This is a genomic window from Humidisolicoccus flavus (genome assembly GCF_045689595.1).
GTDB classification, from domain to species: Bacteria; Actinomycetota; Actinomycetes; order Actinomycetales; family Microbacteriaceae; genus Humidisolicoccus; species Humidisolicoccus flavus.
In genome coordinates, this window is the sequence record NZ_CP142724.1 from 1,609,007 (window position 1) to 1,629,526 (window position 20,520).

Below are 20,520 nucleotides of genomic sequence, written 5' to 3' on the forward strand. Positions count from 1 at the left end.
CTGCCCCCAATTGGAATCCGCGATGTCGGTCGCGCAAAAGAGCAGGCGCACGCGTTGCGCTTGGCATCTTTTACGATGAAACGATGCAGCCTTCAGCTCGTGACGCCCTCTGGCCCGCCTCGGGTGTGCGAATCGCACACGGCGATATGGAGCTGCGCTGGATCGACGACGAGCTGCTGCGCGAACTGGCCGAGCTGGCCACCCGCGGCATCCACGATGACGACGCGATGCCCTTCGAGTTCCCGTGGACCCGCGGCACCCCGGGCGAGGTCGCGCGCAGTGTCATGGATTTTCAATGGGCTGCCCGCTCGAAAGTCGGCCCCGAACGCTTCGTCCTCGAACTCGCGGTGATCGTCGACGGGCATCCCGTGGGCATCCAGGGCATTTCGAGTAGCCATTGGGCGCGGCTCCGGGAAACCGAGACAGGTTCTTGGCTCGGCCGCGAGTTCCAGGGCAGAGGCTTCGGGCACCGGATGCGTTCACTGATACTGCACCTGTGCTTCGACGGGCTCGGCGCTGAGTTTGTGACCTCGACCGCTTTCACCGACAATCCGGCATCGAACGCGGTCTCGCGTCGCGCCGGGTATGAGGACGACGGGATCCAACGAGTCGTGCACGATGGTCGCGTGCGAACCCTCAACCGATTCCGCCTGAGCGCAGCGCGATGGGCGGAGATTCGCTCGTCCAGGCACCTCGGCGATGCACCCGTGGAGATGCATGGCCTCGAGCCAGTCCTCGCGGCGGTTCAGGAGAGCGTGTAGATCTGGCGCCGAGCCTGCCACCGATACTCCGCCGAGCGAGGTTCAAGCATTGAGCAGCGAGGTTCGCCCAGTCACGAAGCGTTGAAAGCCCGCCCGCATACACGGCAGTTGCCATCGGAATCAGCCGCGGTTGCCCGCACACGATCGTTCGTTTTGCGCACATCCCACAAGAGGAAGAGTCCGAGCGTGAGGACGATGACGAGCATCACCATGGCGATCGCGAATGTCGCCATGCTCATTGTGGAGAGGGAGTAGAGCGCGAGGACGCCGAGCAATGCGACCACGCTGAAGCAGAGTGCTGGCGCAAGAAGGCTTCGTTGCTGCATGCACTTGATCTGAGCAGAGATCGCAGCACTGCGCTAGAGCGCGGGCGAGACCTTCACCGAATCGTCACGATCGGATCGCAGACGAGCCATCGACCTTCGCCGAGATTTAGTGAACGGTCTCGTGTCCGCCGGTGAAGTCGACGGGCGACTGACCGGTCACGATCGTTGCGACCACCAGCACGAGCATCGCGAGGGTGCTGACGATAACGACTGCGCCGAAGATCGCCGCTGCCATGGTCCAGGTCTTCTCGTTCATGGTTCCCTCTCGTGGTGCACGTGCCGCGATAATGCGCTCAGGTTCCATGCGCGGTCGTGAAAAAGCTTGCTCCAAGTATTGCATCCGAGCCTGAGCGTCGAGATGTCAGACCTTCGAATGACATCACTCGTGAGACGTGAACCCGTCGGATGACATCCGCCCCGCTCGCAAAAGCCCGCGTATACGGTCGAAAGACATTCCCACTTCTCGACCTCGAAATCACCACTCAGGAGGCCTACGATGAGCAAATTTCTCAATACTCAGAGCGCGACACCGAAGACTCGAACGCCAAGCACTCGAACGCCAAGCGCTCGAACGCGGCCTCTGTTGGCTGCCTGCGGAGTTGCTGCCGTTGCCGCTCTGACCCTCAGTGGTTGCACCGCATTCGGACCTGGCTGGGCAGTCACCTACGAGATCGAAGCGGTCGACACTTCTGGCGCTGCAGGAGCCTGGAGCAGCGCAGTGCAGTATCTCGACCGCGATACAGGACTCGACAGCCAGTCGAGCACGGGCGAAACGGTGCAGGGGTCCGAGTTCCCCGCACAGTTCGAAACGATCGGCAAAGTCGGTGAAGAAGTCAGTGTGAGTGCCGCGGGGGTACCGGGCGTCACGCTGCGCTGCGCGGTCCTCCTCGACGGGGAACGCCTCATCGAAGAGCAGACGGGTGCCGAAGGCGAAGGCGTCACCTGCACGGTCACCACGCCAGAATCAATCGACGACTAGCTCGCGCCGCAACGCATTCCGATTGCTCAGCACCGTAGCCCTCGGCTTCGTTGCGGAAGCTGCGAAGTCGCGGCGAGCGAACACCGGTTTCGCACCCGGTGTCGATGCGCTTGGATAGAACCATGAGTGAACTTACACGTCCAGAAATTGACGCCCCAGAGGGCGAAGCTCCCGCAGAACTCGTCATCCGTGACATCACGGTTGGCGACGGCGATGAAGCTGTTGCAGGCGCAACGGTCAACGTGCACTACCTCGGTGTCGAGTTCGATTCCGGCGCCGAGTTCGATGCGTCTTGGAACCGTGGTCAGTCGATCGAGTTCCCACTTCGCGGTCTCATCGCCGGATGGCAAGAGGGAATCCCGGGCATGCGCGTTGGTGGTCGCCGCGAACTGACCATCCCGCCGCACCTCGCCTACGGTCCAGCCGGTGGCGGACACCAGCTCTCGGGCAAGACCCTGATCTTCGTCATCGACCTGCTCGCGGTTCGCTAACCCGCGGCAACGCGACAATCGCAGAAGGGGCGGAACACGATCTCGTGTTCCGCCCCTTCTTTGTTGTTCTCGGTGTCGCGCGGCTGACCCGGCAACTACGAAGCGGCGCGCGCGGTCGCGATCCCCTCGAAGATTTCCTCCGAGTAGTGGCACGCAACGAGGCGCTCGCCGATCACCTGCAGGGGCAATTCCGGGTGGCGAAGCGCTGGGACATCCGTGGTGCACTTGTCGGTCGCGAACTGGCATCGCGGGTTGAATCGGCATCCGCTCGGAGGGTTCACGGGTGAGGGCGGTTCGCCCGCCAGCACCTGCCGCTTCGCAAGCTTCCCGCGCTCCGAACGCGCGCTCGGCGGCACCGCAGAGAGCAGTGCCTGCGTGTACGGATGCGTCGGATTGTTGTAGATCGCCTCGGTCTCGCCAACCTCGACAACCTTGCCGAGGTACATGACTGCGACGCGATCAGCGATGTGGCGGACGACAGAGAGGTCGTGCGCGATGAACAGAATCGAGACTCCGAGCCGCGACTGGATATCGCGGAGCAGGTTGATGACCTGGGCCTGCACCGAGACGTCGAGCGCGGAGACCGGCTCGTCGCACACGAGCACGTCGGGGTCGAGCACGAGCGCGCGAGCAATACCGATGCGCTGACGCTGACCACCGGAGAACTGGTGCGGAAAACGGCTCATCATCTCTTGCGAGAGACCGACGAGTTCCATGAGCTCAGCGACGCGAGCTCGCCTACTCGCTGCGGTGCCCTTCCCCGCTGCCGCCATCGGCTCGGCAACGATGTCGCCGACCGTCATGCGCGGGTTCAGCGAGGTGTACGGGTCCTGGAAGATCATCTGCACGCCTCGGCGCAGCAGTTTTTTGTCCTGATACCGCCCCTTGGTGACATCGGCACCGTGATATTCGAGCGTTCCGGCATCCGGTTTTTCGAGGCCGACGAGCATGCGAGCGAGCGTCGACTTGCCACAGCCGGATTCACCGACGACGCCGAGCACCTCGCCCTTGTGCAGTTGCAGGTCGACACCGGCCACGGCAGAAACCTTTGTCGGGCGAAGACCGCCGCTACTGAAGGTTCGCTCGAGTCCGGTGGTCTGCAGGATCACGTTCGGTTTCGCGAGCGCGACGCCACCGTCACTCTGCTCGGCCGCGAGTGCCTGCGTGCCCGACCGCTCGCGCTCGTGGGCGGTCGACAACTCTGGCTTATTTCCCCAGTGCATGGAGCATCTCCTCACTTCGGAAGCACGCGACGACGCGCTTGCCTTCGGTCAATTCGAGTGGCGGTCGCTCTTGTCTGCACTGCTCGATCGCCATGTGGCATCGCGGGTTGAACGAACACCCGACCGGTGCCTGCGCGGGGCTCGGCGGCGAGCCGGGGATCGCGAACAGTTCGGAGCCTTTCGCCGCCGCCTGCGGCACCGATCGCAGCAGCGCCTCGGTGTAGGGGTGCGCCGGATTCGTGAGGATCACGTCGGCGTCGCCACCTTCGACGATGCGACCGGAGTACATGACGGCGAGTCGGTCTGCGACCTCCATCACGACGCCGAGGTCGTGGGTGATCAGCAGCACACCCATACCGAGTTTGTCGCGCAGTGAACTCAGGAGGTCGAGAATCTGCGCCTGCACGGTGACGTCGAGCGCGGTCGTCGGCTCGTCGGCGATGAGCAGGTCTGGTTCGAGTGCGATTGCCATGGCGATGAGGATTCGCTGTCGCATTCCTCCAGAGAACTGGTGCGGGTATTCGTGGACCCGGCGCTCCGGAGAGGGGATCCCGACGAGCGAGAGCAACTCGACCGCGCGAGCGATGGCCGCTTTCTTGGTGACTTTGCGGTGTGCGCGGATCAGGTCGCAGATCTGGTCGCCGATGGAGAGGACCGGGTTCAGTGCCGAGAGGGCGTCCTGCAGCACGAGTCCCATCTTCGAGCCGCGCAGCAGCCGGCGCTCTTCCTCTGTGGCGCGCAGCAGATCGACGTCGCCGAGCTTCATGACGTCGGCCGAAACCGTGCCCGAGTCGATGAGGCCCATGATCGCGCGAGCCGTCACCGACTTGCCTGATCCGGACTCGCCGAGGAGGGCGACGAACTCGCCGCGGTGCACGGTGAGGTCGACTCGTCGCACCGCCGGCACTGTGCGCTGTCCACTGCCGAGTGTGACCTGCAGGTTCTCAACTTCGAGGACGAGCGGCTCGTGATTCCGATTCGCGTTTTCCATAGACCCCATCATGCAACCAAAGTTCACACGAAATGTTTCCAACATGCAACATCTTTGCCGACTTTTCTCATTTTGGTTGACTTTTGCGCCGGTTTCGTCGAGATTCGATTCATCAGCACTCTGTGGAACGCACAGAGCGTGGACCAATAGTTCAGCAATCGTGAAGGAGCACCCCAATGCTCGAACCCTCCCCTCAGTACACCGGGTACACCGCCTACGACTACCTCGAGGCAGGCAAGGACTACCGCCACTTCGAGTACGCGAAGCAGATCAACCGGGTCCCCGAATACACCGGTCTCGACCTCAGCGACGAGCAGCAGGAACGCACCACGCGACTCCTTCGCGAAGAGACCGTGATCTCACTGCACGAACACGTCCAGGTATTCCCCGAAGACATGGGCGAGCTCCGCGACCACATCCGTCAGGGCCGCGAACCAACCGGTTACCAGGGTCTTGCTCGCTCGGGCATGACCGCCGTGTTCGACAACGGCATGGACGGAACCTGCTGCATCTCCAGCGACGCAGGATGGAAGTACCAGGACGTCCTGTTCGACCTCGGCGTTCGCATGGCGGACATCGCGCACCAGGACTTCGTCATCAAGGCCGAATCGATCAAGGACATCAAGTACGCCGCCGAGACCGGCCGCGTCGCTCACATCTTTGCGCTCGAAGCCTCAACGATGATCGAGAACGAGGTCGACCGGCTCGACGTGCTCTACGGCTTCGGCGTTCGCCAGATGGGTATCGCCTACTCCGAAGCGAACATGCTGGGCGGCGGCTTGAAGGAGCGCGGCGACGGTGGCCTCACCTACTTCGGCGAGCGCGCGGTCGAACGTATGAACAAGCTCGGCATCGCGATCGACATCTCGCACTCGGGTGACCAGACGTGTCTCGACACGATCAAGCACTCGAAGGTGCCCGTCTTCATCACGCACGCAGGTGCTCGCGGGCTGTGGCCGACCAACCGCATGAAGACTGACGAGACGATCATCGAATGCGCGAAGCGCGGTGGCGTGATCGGCATCGAAGCGGCGCCGCACACGACCATCTCCCCCCAGCACCCGAAGCACTCGCTCGAGTCGGTCATGGATCACTTCCAGTACTGCGTCGATCTCGTCGGACTCGAACACGTCAGCTTCGGCCCAGACACGCTCTTCGGTGACCACGTCGGACTGCACGACGCGTTCTCCTCCAACCTCTCGCTCGGCCAGGCGCACGCCAACGTCGATTACGAGAAGCAGCCTTACGTCGATGGCATCGAGAACCCCGCAGAGGCGTTCCACAACATCATCGGCTGGCTGGTCAAGCACAACTACTCCGACGACGAAATTCGCGCCGTCGTCGGTGGCAACACCATGCGCGTTCTCGAGGAGGTTTGGGTCTAGTGAAACGGAAACCAGTACTCGCTGCGGTCACCGCGGCGGTCTTAGTCGCGGGCCTCTCGGCGTGCGCACCATCAGCACCGGAGGGTGGTGGCGGCGCTTCTGGCGGCGGCACCACGACCGATGCGACGCTCAGCATCGGCACCACCACCGATGTCGTCAACTTCAACCCGGTGCTCGGCAACAGCCGCACCGACTCGTGGGTCACGAACCTTATGTACCCGCACCTGCTCAGCATCAGCGACGACGGCTCGAAGGAAGCGCACGTCGCCACCGACTGGGGGTACGTTGACGAGACAACCGGCTACTACGAGATCCGCGACGATCTCACCTGGAGCGACGGCGAACCGCTGACCGCGGAGGACGTCGCCTACACGCTCAACGCGGTGAAGGCAGACGAAGCACCCGGTACCTTCTTCGGACAACTCGGCAACCTCGATGTCGCCGAGGCAGTCTCGGACACCCGGGTCGAACTGACCCTCACGCAGCCCGACTCCTCGATCATCGACGAGATCGGTTTCTGGGGCGTTGTCGTTCCGCAGCACATCTTCGAACCGCAGGGCTCGATCGCGACGTTCGCAAACGACGGCAGCGATGGCGGCTGGGTCGGCATGGGGCCGTTCATCATGAGCGACTTCCAGGTCGGGCAGCACTACACGCTCGAACGTGTCGAGGACTACCCGCTCATCGAAAGCGGCACCCCTGCTGCAGCGAAGGTCGTCTTCCGCGTCTACCCCGATGTGAACACCGAAATTCTCGCGCTGCAGAGCGGCGAGATCGACGTGATCGCGAACGCGCTGCCACCCGCTCAGGTCGAACAGCTGCGCTCCACGGACGGCATCGAAGTGATCGAGGCAGCTGGCCTCGGCTACGCGCACCTCGTCTACAACATGGACCAGCCCGACCTCGCCAACGTCCTCGTCCGCCAGGCACTCGCCCACGCGGTCGACTACGAAGCGATCCGCACGGTCGTGCTGCAGGGACAGGCCGTCTCGACCGGTTCGAGCGCACTCATGCCAGTGCTCGCGAACTACTACGACGAAACCGTCACCGAATACGCCTTCGATCCTGAACTCTCACGCTCCCTCATGGAGGAAGCGGGCTACGTCGCAGGAGCCGACGGCAAGTTCCCGATCTCGTTCCGACTGATCTACTCGCTGCAGGACAGCGTCACCGCTCAGTGGGCAACCATGGTGAAGGACAGCGCGGCACAGGCCGGCATCACGATCGAGCTGCAGGGCACGGAGCGCAACACCTACTTGGCGAAAACCCAAGAAGGCGATTACGACATCTACGCCGGCAACTTCGCGATCATGGACGACCCGGTCACGAACTTCGCCCTCTCCTACCTCCCCGGCGGCGCCATCAACTACACCCACGTCGATGACCCAGAGCTCAACGCTCTCATCGAAGAGGGAATGGTGACCTTCGACGAGGAACAGAAGATCGAAATCATGCGCGAGGCAAACAAGATCGTGCACGAACAGGTTTACGACAACATCATGTACACGCAGAACCTCTTCTTCGCAGTCAGCGACGAGTGGACCGGCTTCATCTCGAAACCCAGTGAGCTGCTGTCGATCGTGAACCCCCTCTCGCTCGCGAGCGCAACGCCCGTCGAGTAACTGACCCAACTGTTTGAGGAGGATCGTCCGAGTGTCTCGATCATCGTTTATCTTGCGGCGTCTAGGCCGTGGATTGCTCACAATCCTGTTCGCCGTGACTGTGACCTTTCTGCTGCTGCGCATCCTGCCGGGTGACCCGGCGCTTGCACTCGCAAGTCCGAACATGACCGAAGAGATTCGGGCGTCCATCCTCGAACAGTACGGGTTGGACAAGCCCCTCATTGTGCAATACGGGCTCTACATGTGGCAGTTGTTGCAGGGGAACCTTGGGATCTCATTTACCCAATCAATTCCTGTGCTGGATTCTCTCCTGCAACGACTGCCATGGACCCTCCTGCTCACCATGAGCGCGCTGCTGCTGACGATCATCGTCGGCATCCCGCTCGGTGTTGCGGCTGCGTCCTTCAAGGGCAAGTTCCTTGACCGCACCATCCAGATCGTCGGCGTCACGGGCCAGTCGCTCTTCGTCCCGAGCGTCGCGATCCTCCTGCTGTTCGTCTTCGGACTGAACCTCCGCCTCTTCCCGATCGGCGGAGCCTACGACAGCGGCGCATACGGCGGCGAGTGGTATCTCAGTGTCGCAAAGCACCTCGTGCTCCCGGCGATTTCGCTCATGCTGATCCAGGTCGGCTCCTACGTGCTGACGATGCGATCGACGCTGATCGAAGCGCTCGGCGAAGATTACGTTCTGCTCGCGAAGGCGAACGGGCTCCCGTATCGCCGGATCCTCTGGAAGCACGCGCTTCGGAACGCGCTGCTCCCCACGACGACCCTCATCGGCTTGCAACTCGGATTCCTGGTCGGCGGCGCCGTGCTCACCGAGACCGTCTTCGCCTACCCCGGGATCGGGCGCGGCATCTTCGAAGCCGTCACCCAACTCGACTTCCCGGTGCTGCAGGGCGCCTTCCTGATGCTTGCGATCACCGTTGTGCTCGCGAACACAGTGACCGACATCGTGTACGGCTACCTCGACCCAAGAGTGAAGACATCATGAGTGCAAACGTCACCCCCATGCCCGGCGCCGAAGCGATCGCGGCGACCTCTTCTGAACCAGTCGCGACCGAGAGCGAACGCACGAGCGTCCACACTTGGCGTGCCTTCCGTCGCGATCCGCTCGGAATGATCTCGGCGGGGCTGCTGCTCATGCTCGTCGCGATCTCGTTCGCAGCGCCACTGCTCGCCCCCTACCCCGAAAGCTACGGCAGCGACGTCCTCGTGCCGCCGAGCAGCCAGTACTGGTTCGGCACCGACCCCCTCGGTCGCGACGTGTACGGCGAAGTGATCTGGGGCACGCAGCAGAGCATGATCGTCGCGTTCGCCGCATCGGCGATCGCGATCGTATTCGGCACGATCATCGCGGTGTTGGCGGCCTACTTCAAGCCGATCGACGGGTTCATCAGTGTCATCGTCGACATGACGCTCTCACTTCCGGTCCTGCCGCTGATGATCCTCGTTGCAGCCCTCGTCGGCCCGAGCACAACGACCATCATTCTCGTGGTCGCGGCGTTCTCCTGGCCGGAGGTCACACGACTCGTGCGCTCGCAAGCGCTCACGGTCGTGAATCTGCCCTACGTCGACGCTTCGCGCCTCATGACGACCTCCCCCGTCTGGCACATCACGCGGCATATCCTGCCCGCCGTCACCCCGGTGATCGTGGTCTCGGTCGTCGTCACAGCATCACGCGCGGTGCTCTCCGCTGCGGGGCTCGCGTTCCTCGGACTCGGTGACCCGACCACGTGGTCGTGGGGCCGGATCCTGTTCGAAGCGCAGCAGGCGGGCGCGATGTCGAGCGCCTGGTGGCTCACGCTCTTCCCGTCGATCGCGATCCTGATCCTCGTGCTCTCGGCGACGCTGCTCTCCATCGCATACAACGATGCGCGGAACCCTCGGAATCGCCAGCGTTAGGCAGACGATCGCCCGAGCGAGCTGAACGCCAGACCGAGCTACAACGCCAGACCGAGCCCAGAAACCAGACCGAGAGAAAGGCCTCCGAATGACTGTGTTCTCACAACGACTCAATGCCGGGTTCTTCGATGCGGCAGCGTCCCGAGTGGTCTCGCTCATGAACGCATCGGGGTTCGATGCGATCCTGACCGACCACCCGGAGGACATCGCCTATCTGACGGGCTTCTTCTATCACCCCTCCGAACGCCCGATCGCGCTCTGGATCGACAAGCACGGTGAGCGAATCATGCTGGTGCCCGAGCTGGAGCGCGAATACGCCCAATCGCAGAACGCTCGAGCCGAGCTCGTCTCGTTCCCCGAGTTCCCCGGGGTTCGTGCGCCGTTCTCGGTCCTCGCTGAACGACTCGGCGGCGGTTCCCCTCGAGTCGGATTCACGACGATGATGACCTACGAGCGACTCCACGCAGCCAGAACCGCACTCCCTCTCGCCCAGTTCACCGCCACCGAGCTCGTCACCAAGGCGCGGTACGTGAAGTTCCCGGAGGAGATCGAACTCCACCGAGAAGCGGCACGCGTCACCGACCGGATGCTCGAAGCCGGCGTCAGCCTCGTGCGCGAGTCGATCGCGCAGGGCGGCCAATTGCCGAGCGAAGCGGAACTGACCGCGCATGTCACCTCGACCGGTACCGGCATCATGTACGCCGAACACGAGAATGTCGTGGTCGCCTCACTGCTGGCGGGCGGCCTCGTCTACTCGGGAGCGAACTCCTCCTACCCGCACGGGCTCCCCTCCGAATACCGCTTGCAGCCCGGCGACACGTTCATGCTCTCGCTCGGCTGCGCTGTCGGCGGCCGCTTCGTCGAAGGTGAGCGTACGTTCGTGCTCGGCACCCCGAGCGACGACCAGCGCCGGTATCACGAGACGATCCGGCTCGCGCAGGAGGTCGGTGGTCGCGCGATCGCAGCGGGCCGAGAATGCCGCGAGGTCAACGCGATCTGCCTCGACGTCATCCGAGAGGCCGGCCTGGCCGAGTACATCCGCCACCGGCAGGGGCACGGGATCGGGCTCGGAATGCACGAACCACCTTGGCTCGAAGACGGCGACAGCACGGTGCTCGAGTCCGGGATGATCGTGTCGAACGAGCCCGGAATCTACGTTCCCGGGCATGCCGGGTATCGCATCAGCGACAGCATGCTCGTGACCGCCGATGGAGCCGAGTCCTTGACTTCCTACCCGCGCGATCTCGAATCGTGCACGATTGCATTGTCGTGACGCTCCGACAGTCTGCGACGATCGATGCAGAAGCAGGAGCGGTCAACTCGCGACACGATCCGCGGTTGCCGCCGACCTCACTGACCTCGGTCAACGCTGACCTCACTCACCGCTGACCCTCCTGACCACTGCACTCTCCAACCTCATTCGCCAACCGAAGAAGGAACCCGACATGACGCAAGAACCTGAAGTCTCACCCGAATTCGCCGCAGCGACCACCGAATCACAGTGGATCGAAATCAACGGCAACCACCTCGCCGTTGAAGTGCTCGGACCGGAGGATGCTCCCGTCATCATCACCCACCACGGTGCACCCGGTCTCGGTTCACGTGCAGAGCCGCGCGCGAGCTTCGGCCGCCTGGCCGATGAGTACCGAGTCGTCGTCTTCGACGCGCGAGGCAGCGGGCAGAGCGAAGGAAAGGGAACGTTCAGTCACGAACAGTGGGCCGCAGACATCGACGGCCTGCGCGAGTGGATCGGCGCCGAGAAGATCGTCATGGCCGGAGGCTCATACGGTGGCTTCATGGCGATGGAGTACGCGCTCCGCTACCCCGAGCGCGTCTCGGCGATCGTGCTCCGCGACACCTCACCCGACAACGGCAACGCGCACCTCGCACGCGAGAACGCGATCAACTCCGACCGCGTCGACATCGACATGGAGAAGTTCGATCGCATCGACGTGGGCGCGGTCTACGACAACGACGACCTGCGCGACTGCTGGCGCGAGATCCTGCCACTGTACGACTTCAACTACGACCCGGCATCGGTCGAACGCAAGGTCGAGGCAACCCCGTACCGCTATGAAGCGCACAACTACGCGTTCTCGGTCAACCTGCCCAACTACGATCTGAAGCCTGTACTGCACACGATCACCGCGCCGACGCTGATCACGGTCGGGCGCACCGACTGGATCACCCCGGTATCGTGTAGCCAGACCATTGCCGATCTCGTGCCGAACTCTGAGATGGTGGTGTTCGAACACTCAGGCCATTCGCCACAGATTGAAGAGGCAGAAGCGTGGACGAAGACCGTTCGGGAATTCCTGCACCGAGTCCAGCCTCCAACGCGGGCACAGTGAACTGGCTCGGTTCCACGCGCGAGATCGACGAGATCGATCGTCGCATCATCGTCGCACTCCAGCAGGACGGTCGGGCGAGCTGGACCGCCATCGCCGAATTCGCAGGCGCTCCGGCCTCGACCGTCTCGCGTCGAGGGCAACAGCTCATCAGTGACGGCATCGTCCGCGTCGGCATGGTGCCGACGCTCGGCAGCGAGGGCCATGCGGAATCATTCCTGATCCGCATCAACTGCGCTCCGGGCACCCAGATGTACGTTGCAGAAAAGCTCGTCGAGTCACCCTACGTACGCTTCGTGACCCTGGTCACCGGGAAGTTCGACATCTTCGCTGAAGTCGTGATCTCCGGTGACTCGGGCGTGTACGCGCATGTCTTGACCGAGTTGCAGAGCATCGAGGGTGTTGCACAGTGGTCGAGCGATCTTTTGCTGCACACCTACAAGGTGAGCTTCGACTGGGGTCGCCAGGTGTACGACGCGGAAGCTCGGCCAGACCACCCCGAGGCGTACATGCCGGCGCCGAACACCTGTGAGCCTGCGCACTTCGACGACACTGATCGTGAAATCGTCCGCGAACTGAGCGCCGATGGGCGCAAGTCGTTTCAAGCGATCGCCAAAACGCTCGGCGTCAATGAGTCGAGCGTGCGGCGTCGTTACGAGCGCATGCATTCCTCGGGCTGCCTGACGACCGTGACGATGGTGCCGGCCTCCGCGCTCGGCATGAGTGCCGAGACCCTCTTGGTCTTGAACATCGACCCGGCTCGACTGCGCGATGTCTCTGAACGGCTCGCAGCACTCGTCTCGGTGCGGTTCCTGGCCGCCCCGCTCGACAACAACTCGCTCTACTGCGAAGTGATCCTGCCGAGTACCGAGTCGCTGCACGAGTTCATGATCGACACGATCGCGCAGATCGAGGGCGTCCGCGGGTGGACCGCCTCAATGGAACTCGTCTTCATGAAGCGAGGATTCATCGAGACTCCCTGGTGGAAATCGCAGGTCCTCGGGACCGCCGCAAACGCTTAACGCGGGGCAGCATCTTCGATCGTTCGCGTGGCCGAACGAGTGGAGAGCTCTCCCGCGTCGCGCTTGAACGGCCGGCACACGATCGCGACGGCAGCAATTGCGACAATGCAGACGACCACGAGAATGCGGTAGTCGACCACGGCGATGAGCGCGGCACCGGCGATGGTTGCGATCGTCGAGGGCACGTTGAACGCGACATTCATCGCAGCCGAGGTCCGGCCCTGCAGTCGAGCCGGCGTGACCCGCATGCGGTAGGTCGCGATCCCGACGACGACCCACGGGATCCCGAATCCCATCGTGCCGAGCGCGAGCGCCATGCAGATGAAGCCGAGCACTGACCCGGATGGAGTGAACAGCACACTCGCGAGCGCCATCACGAGGCCGAGACTCATGAACCAGAGGCCGAGGCCGACGAGCCGACGCTCGCCGATCTTCCGGAGCACCGCGGCGGAAGTGATCCCGCCGAGCACCGCACCGACACCCTGAATCGTGACGAGCACACTGAGCGTCTCTGGCGGCTGGCCGAGGCCCTGTTCGATGAGTGGGAACGCCAGCACATTGATGAGCCCTGCCGCGCCGAAGGAGATGGCGACCGCGATGGTCAGGAGGCGCAGGGTCGGTTCGGAGAAGAGCGCGCGAGCACCCTCGGTGACTTCAGACCAGTACGAGACGCCCTCGGCTCGCGCCTCCGCCACGCTCTCGGTGACCTTCACGAAGAACAGCACGCAGCCCATCGCGACAAAGCAGGCGGCGGTGAAGACGGCGACCGCGCCACCGCCGAGGAGCACATAGAGTCCGGTGCCGATCAGCGGGCTGACGATACGAAGCCCTTGATCGATGGTTTGGAAGAAACCGTTGGCCGCGCCGAGCTCCTCGTCGGGCAACATGTCGCGAAGGAGCCCCGCCTGCGCCGCAGCGGTGAGGTACGCCGCAGTTCCATAGGCGAGCGTGACGGCATAGATGATCCAGATGTCCTCAGCGCTCTTGACGAACAACAGAGCGAGAACGATGACCGCGATCGAAAAATTCGTCGCGATCAGCAGTTTGCGGCGCGAGACGCGATCGGCGAGCTGCCCGGCGAACGGCGCGATGAGCGCTGGAAGCCCGAGGCAGACGAAGACCGTCGCCGCCGCGGCATCCGAGCCCGTGAGATTCTTGACCCAGATCGCCAGCACGAGATAGAGCGCACTGTCGCCGAAGTTCGTGAAGAACCACCCGATCGTCAGCCAGCGAAACGGAGCGCGCCGCAGCGAGGTGCGCAGTGGCTTGCTGACGGTGTCAGTCATTGTCGTCCCGGCGCTCCTGCGCGGGCGATGGCTCAGCGATTGCCGTCGAGACAGCCGAGCGCGAGTCTGGGTTCGGGCGCTCCCGAGGGAGATCTTCAGGATTGAGCGTTGCGAACATCCGGGCGAAGGTTGCGCCCTCTGGACGCAGCGAAGGGTCTTCGATTCGGCCGGCGAACCGCTCGGTCAAGGCGATCAGGTCTTCCCGCAGCGCTTCGATCTCCTCGAAGGTGGCCCAGAACGACGCCGTGGAGACCGTGACGGCTTTGATCCAGTCGGGCCGAAGCCCCTCACGCACCAACTGGTGATCCAGGAACGCCATCACGCGCTCCGACTCCTCGTGCACCATCATCTTCGCGAGCGCTCCAGCACCGCGTACCGAGTCTGGGTTCATCGGGTCAGGGCTCAGCTCACGGCCACGGTGCACTGCGCGCCACGGCTTCGCCGTGCCTTGCTGCGGCGCGCGTTCGATGTAGCCGTGCTTCGCGAGCGTGCGCAGATGGAACGAGCAGTTCGCCACGGTCTGTCCCGTGCGCTCGGCGATCTCCGTCGCCGTGATCTCCCCGCTGTCGTCGATGATGTTCAGGATCTTGATGCGGAGCGGGTGCGCGAGTGCTCGAAGAGTCGCGGCATCTGTGGAACGCAGGGTGCTTCGCTCGTTGCCGGTGGTCCGTGCCGCGCCGGCTGCATTCGACTCAGTCACTTCAGAGCCACCCGTGGTCGAGCGCGCGGCGCGCGCGCAAGGGCTCGACGCGCAGTTCCGCGGCCTGCATCGCTCGCATGTTCCGCGCGGCGACCTCGCGCTCGTCGAGCGTTTTCAGCGCCGTCGTCGTACGGCTCGTTCTTTTACTCATCTCGGCTCCAACCCTTCGATACGCCAAAACTACTGTTCGCAACATCACTTGCGCAAGACTTCTTTTGCAATGTTCCTTTTGCAGTAGGCGCGAGCCCACCCTTATGCGAACCACGTGATCCTCGGGTTCGGGTGAACGCCCCTCACCGCGTGAATTCTCCACAGGCTTTGCAACGACCAAAATTTTCAACAGCGTGCTGCGCTTCAATGAGCGGATGTCTGAACTCTGGTCAACCCTCATTCCCAACTGGATCATGGCCTGCGCCGCGGCCACCGCGGTCGTCGCATTCTTCGCCGACCGCCATCAACGCCGAAAGTCCGACCTGGCGCAGATGCAGTTACTCGCTGATCAGATATCCGCACATTGGGCGGTGAACGTTGAGGGAAAGTGGGGGCTCGTCGTCAGCAATCGCTTCGCTTCGGCAATTTCCGATCTCGAGATCCAGTGCACAGGAAGCGCTCACCATTTCGGGAAGAGCCTGAAGCGGGCAACCCTCGCTCCCGGCGACTACTTCATCACCAGCAATCGGAAGCACGAAAAATACGCCTGGTCCCTCCCGGTTCCGATCACATCTCAGGCTGAAACCACGCCCGTGTCGAGCCGCGACCACGCGGTCATCGGCCTTCGGTTCACGTATCGCCGCGATCTCTGGAGGAAAGACGAGCGCGGCGTCGCCACCCGGACCGCCCTCCCGGAATAGCAAGAACAAAACGCGCCGCCGTGATGCGACCGAGGATGCGGCTGCCCCTTCTGCCGCGTGGTTCCCAGGCTCGCAACGTAGAGTGGCGCCCATGAGCGCACCTGAACAGATCGGACCATTCGAACCTGCTGCAGATGTCGTCCCATTCGGCCGCGTCCCCATTCCGAACACTCCGGCTGACTTCACCGAACGGCTTCGACGAGCGATCGCCGAGAACTTCGCGAGCAATGCGCAATACCTCGACCGGGTACTCATCGACGTCGCGCTCGCAGGCCCCGATGTCGAGCGCCTCGACATCACCCTCACCAGCGTCCGCGTGCCACTGATCGACACCGACGAGGGCGATGCCCCGGGCATGACTTCAGTCCAGGATGTTGCGCTTCGAACCCCCGCACTCCTCAACCATCTCCGGGTCAATGCACGACCAGTCGTCATCGAAGGCGTCGACGTGCTCCTCGAAGTCGAACTGCACGGTCTCCGCTTCGCATGGATCGAGACGCACGCCGGTGAACTCGCACTCGAGTTCACCGAACCGAGCGCCGAGGCTCCCGTGCACGGATTCATCAACATCCGAGCGCACCGCAGTGCCGTGGTCGAGGCGCTCCGCGAGGTCCTAGAAGGAGCACTCGGCGAACTCGGCGTCACCCTGAAGGAACTCGACATCGAGCTCGAATCAATCGACGCGCGGACCGTGCGCGTTCGCGGATTCGCGAAACTCCGGAAGGGGCTCCTCTCGGCGAGCGCCACGATCGCCGGCGTCGCCACATTGAGCAACGACTTGCAGTTCCGCTTGAGCGAGGTGTCGGCGACGAGCAAGAACCCGGTGATCGCCGCGATCCTTCTCGGACTCCGCAAGAAGGTGAAGTCGGTCGAGGACGAGAGTTACGATCTCGCGAAAGATCTCCCCGCAGGCGTCCGCATCGCCGACGTGCAGGTCAACATCGGCGACGAGATCGCTGTCGCCGTACTGCTCGAGCCCTGAGGCGAGTTCGCGGGCGCTACGACTCTTTGGTGATCTCGACGGTCACGAACAGTTCGCTGGCGCCCGGCCCCGCGTACACACCCCGAAGCGGCGGCACATCCGAGTAGTCACGGCCGTAGCCGATCTTCACGTGGCGCTCCCCGATGTCGATGAGGTTCGTGGGATCCCAGGCTTGCCATTCACCCGTGAACCACTCGACCCAGGCGTGTGATTCACCGCGGACGGTCTCACCGATCTGCGCCGAAGGCTTCGGGTGCAGATATCCGCTGACATACCGCGCGGGGATCCCCACCGATCGCAGCGCACCGATCGTGATGTGCGCGATGTCCTGGCAGACACCCTTGCGGTTGCCCCAGGCCTCGCTCGCGTTCGTGTGCACATGCGTGACACCGGACATGTAGGTCATTTCTTCGCCGACCATCCGCGCGATCGCAGCGGCTGCCTCGCCCGGAGTCGCCGTCGCGTCAACGATTTCGCGAGCAGTCTTCACGAGGTCGTCGACGGGCCTGGTTCGCACGGTCTGGGCAAGCTGCTCGACGTAGCGGGTCGCCCGCGCCGAGGCTTTGCTCAGCTGCTCCCAGGTGATGTCGTGCCCGATCGTCAACCGCGGTCGCACTTCGACGAGGCTCGTCGCGGTCAATTGCAGTTCGGTGTGCGGGTTCAAGATGTCGAAGCCGCTCACCTTCGTACCCCAGTAATCCTCATAGGAGGTCAGGCTCGTCATCGGTCGAACGTCGAGATTCGAATAGATCACGAACTGGCCGTCGCTCGTCGAGGGCAGCATGCGAGCCTCGTTGTACGAGGCAACTGCGGGCGCACGGTAGCGGTAGCCCGTGGTGTGGCGAATTCTGATGCGGCTCACGAGAGTTCTCCAACCCATGCTGGCGTGTTGTGCGTCGGGAAGTATCGTTCCCGAACCGCGGTGCTCACGGCGATCGTCGTGGACTGCACGTTGTCCATCACGGTTGGCAGGTTCTCGATGATCTCGTGGATCGGTCGGAATTCGAGCTCGGCCCGAATCTGCCCGAGCATTCGCTGCGCCATGTCGCCGTAGCCGATTCGTTCGTGGCGTGGCTCGATGTCGCGCAGGCACCGCTCGGCCCGCTGCACGCTAAAGAGAATCGAGCGTGGGAAGAGGCGGTCGAGCAGTAGGAATTCTGCTGCGTTGGTCGCGCTCGGAACCCCGCGATAGGTGCGGAGGTACGCCTCGTAAGCGCCGACCGAGCGAAGAATCGTCGTCCACGACGGCCCGGAGGCCTCCGTGAGGGCGCGCGTGGCGAGCAGGCGGGCGGTCATGTCGGCTCGTTCGATCGAACGACCCAGCGTGAAGAAGCTCCAAGCCTCGTCACGGCTCGATGTCGAGTCGGCGATACCGGTCGCGAGCGCCGCACGTTCACGGACCCAACCGAAGAATTGGTGCACGCGGTCGTCACCGACTCGGTTCGGCATCTGCGCGTGCGTCGTGTTCAACGCCTCCCACAGCTCGGTCGAGATGATCTCGCGAGCGCGGCGTGCGTTCTCGCGAGCGGCCCCGAGCGAGTATGCGATCGATGAAGGTTCGCGACGGTCGATCGCGAGCGCATACATGACGTCACGGCGGGTCAGTTGCCCCTCCTGCGTGTGGTCGCTGCCCATGACTCCGAGCAGCGCGCGGCATGCGGTGTCCTCATCGACCCACGGGTCTTCGAGCAGTAGTTGCAGATAGACGTCAAGGATTCGGGCGGTGCCGTCGCCTCGTTCGATGTAGCGGCCGATCCAAAAGAGGCTCTCCGCGATCCGGCTCAGCATGATGCTCCCCCTTCAGCGTCAACAGGGGCATCGTCGATGCGTGCTTGCTGTTGCTGCTCGGTTTGATCTCTCGGACCGCGATCCTGCGGCGACTGCTCTTGCGGGTGATCCGTGATGATCGGCATGGATCGGGTGGTCGGCTCGCCGGATCCGCCGAACTCACCATCGACATCGACGACCGGTCCGCGCTGGTTCGTCGTGCGAGTGCCGAGCACCCAGGTGTCCTTCGAACCGCCACCCTGCGAGGAATTCACGACCAGTTGGCCTTCTGGGAGGGCGACGCGGGTGAGCCCGCCCGGGAGAACCCAGACGTCCTTGCCGTCGTTCACTGCGAACGGCCGGAGGTCGACGTGACGCGGACGCATGCCATCGTCGACGAGCGTCGGAATCGTGGAGAGTTGGACAACGGGCTGCGCGATCCATCCACGCGGATCCTCGATGAGACGTTCGCGCAGTTCCGCGAGCTCTTCTTCCGTGGCGTCTGGGCCGACGACGAGTCCTTTTCCGCCGGAACCGTCAACGGGCTTGACGACGAGTTCGTGCAGGCGGTCGAGCACTTGTTCGAGCGCTCCTTCGTCTTCGAGTCGCCAGGTGTCGACGTTCTTCAGGATCGGCTCTTCGCCGAGGTAGTAGCGGATGAGCTCTGGCACGTAGGTGTAGACGAGCTTGTCATCGGCGATGCCGTTGCCGACTGCGTTCGCAATCGTGACGTGACCGAGACGCGACGCGAGCATGAGGCCGGGGGATCCGAGCATCGAGTCGGCACGGAACTGCAGTGGGTCGAGGTAGTCGTCATCGACTCGGCGGTAGATGACGTCGACCCGGGTCGGACCACTCGTCGTGCGCATGTACACGCGGCCACCGGAACAGAAGAGGTCGCGGCCCTCGACGAGTTCGACACCCATGAGACGGGCGAGGAGCGTGTGCTCGAAGTAGGCGGAGTTGTAGACACCGGGGGTGAGCACGACGACTGTCGGGTCGTCGATACCCGCTGGGGCGGCAGCACGCAGGGCGCGCAGCAACATGTCCGGGTAGTCCCCGACTGGGCGGACTCGCATTGAGGCGAACATCTCTGGAAGCGTCTGGGCGATCATCCGTCGGTTCGAGATGACATAGGAGACGCCACTTGGCACTCGGACGTTGTCTTCGAGGACTCGCCATTCCCCGTTCTCGTCGCGGATGAGGTCGATCCCGGAGACGTGAATCCGAACCCCGTTTGCCCCGGTGATTCCGGCGGCCTGCCGGTGGAAATGACTCGAGGAGGAAATCAGCTTCGCCGGGATGATGCCGTCAGCAACCGCGGTCTGCGGTCCGTACATGTCGGCGAGGAACGCTTCGAGCGCTTTCACGCGCTGTTTCACGCCCGATTCGACGTGCTCCCAGTCTTTCGCCGTGATGATGCGTGGCACGGCGTCGAGGGGGAAGGGCCGCTCTTCTCCTGCAAAGTCGAACGTCACCCCTTGCGCCAGGTAGGAACGGGCGAGCGCGTCGGCTCGACCTCGGAGTTCCTCCTGCGTGAGTGATGAGAGCGCTTCGAATACTTCTTTATAGGGCGCTCTCGCGTGCCCTTCCGATTCGAACATCTCGTCCCACGGTGCACCAGTGCGCCGGGGCGGATTCGCAAACGGCTTGTTGTAGTCGTCGAACAGATCGCCCATTCCGCAATGCTAACGGTCGAAGTGTTTCGCTCCCGTTTCGATTGCCCTGAAGTCTGCTCGTTTCTCGGCCGATATTCGAAGAGCGAGGGCAAAACAAGGCCCCGGCAAAGCGGGGTGGAAGCTCTGCCGGGGCGTTGTTGTGATGTGACGATGCGCGGTCGGTGCGTGCGTGCACAATTTGGGGGGCCACGCCTCGCTGGCA

Annotated in this window: 22 protein-coding genes; 12 read left to right on the forward strand and 10 right to left on the reverse strand. The window is 63.3% G+C overall.

Annotation, left to right across the window (positions count from 1 at the left end; all coding sequences use genetic code 11):
* Positions 1–83: 83 nt before the first annotated feature.
* A complete protein-coding gene (locus U2H20_RS07670) occupies positions 84–761 on the forward strand; it encodes a GNAT family N-acetyltransferase (RefSeq protein WP_430591703.1) in 678 nt (225 codons plus the stop codon).
* 71 nt (positions 762–832) lie between these two features.
* Here the strand turns inward: U2H20_RS07670 and U2H20_RS07675 are convergent, their stop codons facing one another.
* Both U2H20_RS07675 and U2H20_RS07680 read right to left on the reverse strand, forming a co-directional pair.
* Positions 833–1,087, reverse strand: a complete 255-nt coding sequence (locus U2H20_RS07675) for a hypothetical protein (protein WP_430591704.1) — start codon at positions 1,085–1,087, stop codon at positions 833–835.
* Positions 1,088–1,193: 106 nt separating this feature from the next.
* Entirely contained in the window at positions 1,194–1,343 is a 150-nt protein-coding gene (locus U2H20_RS07680; RefSeq protein WP_430591705.1) for a hypothetical protein, read from the reverse strand.
* Between the two features lie 240 nt (positions 1,344–1,583).
* Between U2H20_RS07680 and U2H20_RS07685 the strand changes: the two genes are divergently transcribed.
* Complete coding sequence (locus tag U2H20_RS07685; protein ID WP_430591706.1) at positions 1,584–2,066, forward strand: hypothetical protein; 483 nt, start codon at positions 1,584–1,586, stop codon at positions 2,064–2,066.
* A gap of 122 nt (positions 2,067–2,188) precedes the next feature.
* The gene (locus U2H20_RS07690; protein ID WP_430591707.1) at positions 2,189–2,557 is read left to right on the forward strand and encodes an FKBP-type peptidyl-prolyl cis-trans isomerase; all 369 of its coding nucleotides are present in this window, start codon (positions 2,189–2,191) and stop codon (positions 2,555–2,557) included.
* 95 nt (positions 2,558–2,652) lie between these two features.
* Here the strand turns inward: U2H20_RS07690 and U2H20_RS07695 are convergent, their stop codons facing one another.
* Both U2H20_RS07695 and U2H20_RS07700 read right to left on the reverse strand, forming a co-directional pair.
* Positions 2,653–3,780, reverse strand: a complete 1,128-nt coding sequence (locus U2H20_RS07695) for an ABC transporter ATP-binding protein (protein ID WP_430591708.1) — start codon at positions 3,778–3,780, stop codon at positions 2,653–2,655.
* Entirely contained in the window at positions 3,764–4,771 is a 1,008-nt protein-coding gene (locus U2H20_RS07700; RefSeq protein WP_430591709.1) for an ABC transporter ATP-binding protein, read from the reverse strand. Before U2H20_RS07700 ends, U2H20_RS07695 begins: the two co-directional genes overlap by 17 nt.
* Before the next feature lie 176 nt (positions 4,772–4,947).
* Between U2H20_RS07700 and U2H20_RS07705 the strand changes: the two genes are divergently transcribed.
* The 7 genes from U2H20_RS07705 to U2H20_RS07735 all read left to right on the forward strand — a co-directional run bounded on the left by U2H20_RS07705 (position 4,948) and on the right by U2H20_RS07735 (position 13,053).
* Positions 4,948–6,156 carry a dipeptidase gene (locus U2H20_RS07705; protein WP_430591710.1) on the forward strand — a complete coding sequence of 403 codons (1,209 nt, stop codon included), beginning with the start codon at positions 4,948–4,950 and terminating at the stop codon, positions 6,154–6,156.
* Entirely contained in the window at positions 6,156–7,778 is a 1,623-nt protein-coding gene (locus U2H20_RS07710) for an ABC transporter substrate-binding protein (RefSeq protein WP_430591711.1), read from the forward strand. The genes U2H20_RS07705 and U2H20_RS07710 overlap by 1 nt, the downstream gene beginning before the upstream one ends.
* A 94-nt stretch (positions 7,779–7,872) precedes the next feature.
* Positions 7,873–8,772, forward strand: coding sequence for an ABC transporter permease (locus U2H20_RS07715; RefSeq protein ID WP_430591712.1), 900 nt, complete (start codon positions 7,873–7,875; stop codon positions 8,770–8,772).
* Positions 8,769–9,683, forward strand: a complete 915-nt coding sequence (locus U2H20_RS07720) for an ABC transporter permease (RefSeq protein WP_430591713.1) — start codon at positions 8,769–8,771, stop codon at positions 9,681–9,683. Before U2H20_RS07715 ends, U2H20_RS07720 begins: the two co-directional genes overlap by 4 nt.
* An 88-nt stretch (positions 9,684–9,771) precedes the next feature.
* Positions 9,772–10,956 (forward strand): M24 family metallopeptidase, encoded by a 1,185-nt coding sequence (locus tag U2H20_RS07725; protein WP_430591714.1) that lies wholly within the window; start codon positions 9,772–9,774, stop codon positions 10,954–10,956.
* Positions 10,957–11,128: 172 nt separating this feature from the next.
* Positions 11,129–12,034: an alpha/beta fold hydrolase gene (locus tag U2H20_RS07730; protein WP_430591715.1), complete on the forward strand. Its 906-nt coding sequence runs from the start codon at positions 11,129–11,131 to the stop codon at positions 12,032–12,034.
* Positions 11,974–13,053 (forward strand): Lrp/AsnC family transcriptional regulator, encoded by a 1,080-nt coding sequence (locus U2H20_RS07735; protein WP_430591716.1) that lies wholly within the window; start codon positions 11,974–11,976, stop codon positions 13,051–13,053. Before U2H20_RS07730 ends, U2H20_RS07735 begins: the two co-directional genes overlap by 61 nt.
* Here the strand turns inward: U2H20_RS07735 and U2H20_RS07740 are convergent.
* Genes U2H20_RS07740 through U2H20_RS07750 form a run of 3 tightly spaced genes read right to left on the reverse strand, consistent with a single transcriptional unit; the run spans position 13,050 to position 15,190 of the window.
* Positions 13,050–14,339 (reverse strand): MFS transporter, encoded by a 1,290-nt coding sequence (locus U2H20_RS07740; RefSeq protein ID WP_430591717.1) that lies wholly within the window; start codon positions 14,337–14,339, stop codon positions 13,050–13,052. The two genes, U2H20_RS07735 and U2H20_RS07740, sit on opposite strands and share 4 nt — an antisense overlap.
* Complete coding sequence (locus U2H20_RS07745; protein ID WP_430591718.1) at positions 14,332–15,039, reverse strand: winged helix-turn-helix domain-containing protein; 708 nt, start codon at positions 15,037–15,039, stop codon at positions 14,332–14,334. Before U2H20_RS07745 ends, U2H20_RS07740 begins: the two co-directional genes overlap by 8 nt.
* A gap of 1 nt (position 15,040) precedes the next feature.
* Complete coding sequence (locus U2H20_RS07750) at positions 15,041–15,190, reverse strand: hypothetical protein (RefSeq protein ID WP_430591719.1); 150 nt, start codon at positions 15,188–15,190, stop codon at positions 15,041–15,043.
* Between the two features lie 214 nt (positions 15,191–15,404).
* On the opposite strand from U2H20_RS07750, the gene U2H20_RS07755 reads away from it, so the two are divergent.
* Together U2H20_RS07755 and U2H20_RS07760 are read left to right on the forward strand one after the other, a co-directional pair.
* A complete protein-coding gene (locus U2H20_RS07755; protein ID WP_430591720.1) occupies positions 15,405–15,890 on the forward strand; it encodes a hypothetical protein in 486 nt (161 codons plus the stop codon).
* Positions 15,891–15,981: 91 nt separating this feature from the next.
* Entirely contained in the window at positions 15,982–16,872 is an 891-nt protein-coding gene (locus tag U2H20_RS07760) for a hypothetical protein (RefSeq protein ID WP_430591721.1), read from the forward strand.
* 16 nt (positions 16,873–16,888) lie between these two features.
* Here U2H20_RS07760 and U2H20_RS07765 read toward each other — a convergent pair whose 3' ends face one another.
* From U2H20_RS07765 to U2H20_RS07775, 3 genes are read right to left on the reverse strand one after another with little or no spacing between them, the layout of a single operon-like run.
* On the reverse strand, positions 16,889–17,734 hold the full coding sequence (locus tag U2H20_RS07765) for a transglutaminase family protein (RefSeq protein ID WP_430591722.1): 846 nt from the start codon (positions 17,732–17,734) through the stop codon (positions 16,889–16,891).
* Positions 17,731–18,660: an alpha-E domain-containing protein gene (locus tag U2H20_RS07770; RefSeq protein WP_430591723.1), complete on the reverse strand. Its 930-nt coding sequence runs from the start codon at positions 18,658–18,660 to the stop codon at positions 17,731–17,733. The genes U2H20_RS07765 and U2H20_RS07770 overlap by 4 nt, the downstream gene beginning before the upstream one ends.
* Entirely contained in the window at positions 18,654–20,318 is a 1,665-nt protein-coding gene (locus tag U2H20_RS07775; RefSeq protein ID WP_430591724.1) for a circularly permuted type 2 ATP-grasp protein, read from the reverse strand. The genes U2H20_RS07770 and U2H20_RS07775 overlap by 7 nt, the downstream gene beginning before the upstream one ends.
* Positions 20,319–20,520 lie beyond the last annotated feature (202 nt).

Bases quoted from the DNA above. Each gene is read 5' to 3' on its own strand.
- U2H20_RS07670 (WP_430591703.1), top strand. From the start codon at position 84: ATGCAGCCTTCAGCTCGTGACGCCCTCTGGCCCGCCTCGGGTGTGCGA.
- U2H20_RS07675 (WP_430591704.1), bottom strand. From the start codon at position 1,087: ATGCAGCAACGAAGCCTTCTTGCGCCAGCACTCTGCTTCAGCGTGGTC.
- U2H20_RS07680 (WP_430591705.1), bottom strand. From the start codon at position 1,343: ATGAACGAGAAGACCTGGACCATGGCAGCGGCGATCTTCGGCGCAGTC.
- U2H20_RS07685 (WP_430591706.1), top strand. From the start codon at position 1,584: ATGAGCAAATTTCTCAATACTCAGAGCGCGACACCGAAGACTCGAACG.
- U2H20_RS07690 (WP_430591707.1), top strand. From the start codon at position 2,189: ATGAGTGAACTTACACGTCCAGAAATTGACGCCCCAGAGGGCGAAGCT.
- U2H20_RS07695 (WP_430591708.1), bottom strand. From the start codon at position 3,780: ATGCACTGGGGAAATAAGCCAGAGTTGTCGACCGCCCACGAGCGCGAG.
- U2H20_RS07700 (WP_430591709.1), bottom strand. From the start codon at position 4,771: ATGGAAAACGCGAATCGGAATCACGAGCCGCTCGTCCTCGAAGTTGAG.
- U2H20_RS07705 (WP_430591710.1), top strand. From the start codon at position 4,948: ATGCTCGAACCCTCCCCTCAGTACACCGGGTACACCGCCTACGACTAC.
- U2H20_RS07720 (WP_430591713.1), top strand. From the start codon at position 8,769: ATGAGTGCAAACGTCACCCCCATGCCCGGCGCCGAAGCGATCGCGGCG.
- U2H20_RS07725 (WP_430591714.1), top strand. From the start codon at position 9,772: ATGACTGTGTTCTCACAACGACTCAATGCCGGGTTCTTCGATGCGGCA.
- U2H20_RS07730 (WP_430591715.1), top strand. From the start codon at position 11,129: ATGACGCAAGAACCTGAAGTCTCACCCGAATTCGCCGCAGCGACCACC.
- U2H20_RS07740 (WP_430591717.1), bottom strand. From the start codon at position 14,339: ATGACTGACACCGTCAGCAAGCCACTGCGCACCTCGCTGCGGCGCGCT.
- U2H20_RS07750 (WP_430591719.1), bottom strand. From the start codon at position 15,190: ATGAGTAAAAGAACGAGCCGTACGACGACGGCGCTGAAAACGCTCGAC.
- U2H20_RS07755 (WP_430591720.1), top strand. From the start codon at position 15,405: ATGTCTGAACTCTGGTCAACCCTCATTCCCAACTGGATCATGGCCTGC.
- U2H20_RS07760 (WP_430591721.1), top strand. From the start codon at position 15,982: ATGAGCGCACCTGAACAGATCGGACCATTCGAACCTGCTGCAGATGTC.
- U2H20_RS07770 (WP_430591723.1), bottom strand. From the start codon at position 18,660: ATGCTGAGCCGGATCGCGGAGAGCCTCTTTTGGATCGGCCGCTACATC.
- U2H20_RS07775 (WP_430591724.1), bottom strand. From the start codon at position 20,318: ATGGGCGATCTGTTCGACGACTACAACAAGCCGTTTGCGAATCCGCCC.